Source organism: Mariniflexile aquimaris, from assembly GCF_042676825.1.
Lineage (GTDB): Bacteria > Bacteroidota > Bacteroidia > Flavobacteriales > Flavobacteriaceae > Mariniflexile > Mariniflexile aquimaris.
On the sequence record NZ_JBHTIB010000057.1, the window covers coordinates 1 to 1,357 of the forward strand.

1 pseudogene is annotated in these 1,357 nt (G+C 40.8%); it reads right to left on the reverse strand.

Features of this window, described 5'->3' with window-relative positions:
• Nucleotides 1-1,357 (reverse strand): annotated as a pseudogene (locus ACFQ0I_RS17395) (hypothetical protein); the annotation flags it as partial.

Consider the following 1,357-nt stretch of genomic DNA (forward strand, 5'->3'; position numbering starts at 1 on the left):
GATATCGCCTGACATCCTTGTGAATCGGTTACTCTAAACTGATAATTTCCATCTGTAGTCGCTGTATATGAAGGCCCTGTAATATTTGTATAAGTTGTTCCTCCATTAGAGCTTACGGCATAAGTACTGTAGGTTCCTGTTCCGCCACTAGCTGTTAAGCTTATACTGGCATCAACGGCACAGGTTAAATCCTGCGTCATATTTGCATCCAATACCAATTCTGGTTGAAGTTCAAAAGTTCTGGAGGCTATACATCCATTACCGTCTCTTATACTCACATTATAGATTCCCGGAGCATTGATGCTAAAGGTTGGACTTGCTTGATAGCTTCCTCCTATACTGTATGTTGGTGTTCCAACAGCTGTTCCAGATAAAGTGATTGAAATTGGGCTGCCTGTATAACATTGTAATGCTACAGGATTAATGGTTGGTACTGCATCGGTAGCAATAACAACATCTAATTTTGTTGTACAGCCTTGATTATCCATCACCCAAACATCCCAATTTGTATTGGTTATTGGGTCTAAAGTGGCCGTATTACTAGAGGTATAAAGTCCTGCTGGTGAAGCACCATCTTGCACAAAAGCATAAGTATAGTTAGGTGTTCCGCCTGATCCGGCTACTGTTACCTGTGCTCTATTAAAACAATTCGCATTAATATTACTTGTTGTTGCAAGTGTTAATGCATCTGTAGGTTCGCTAATGGTTATGCTTGCATTGGCAACACATCCTGTAGCTGAATCTGTAACTTGTACGGTATAGGTTCCTACCGCTACATTCGATAAAGTTAATACGTCTCCCGATTTTGTAAGGCTTCCTGTTCCTAATGTCCCTGCTGTTAATGCATATGTATAATTTCCAACTATGGCATTGCCTGAAACGTTATATGATCCTGAACCAGTAGAATCGCCTTTACATAACACATTACTAACCAAGTTGCCAGCAATTGCTATGGGCGTTACTGGTGCTATGGTGTAAGACTCTGAATAATAACATCCATTCGCATCAGTTACCTGAAATACATACGTACCTGGCGCTAAGCCTGCAAATGAATTAGACCCTTGTTTGGCTATGATAACTGGTGAAGGTGCAATGGTTTCATATTGTAATGGCCCTACTCCGTTCGTTGCTGTTAAAGTTACCGTTGTTGTGGTAGCTGTACATGTTACTGCTGCTGAAACAAAGGCTAAATCCGTTGGCGGATTCAATGCCGTTAACGTGATGCTTTGTGCTGCTGTTAAACAACCATTGGCATCTCTTACCACATAATTAAAGTTCTGGTCCGATCCGTTATCATTTACCGTTAAGGTATTGCTTGAACTAAACGTGGCGCCATTATTAAAACTGTATTGGTAAG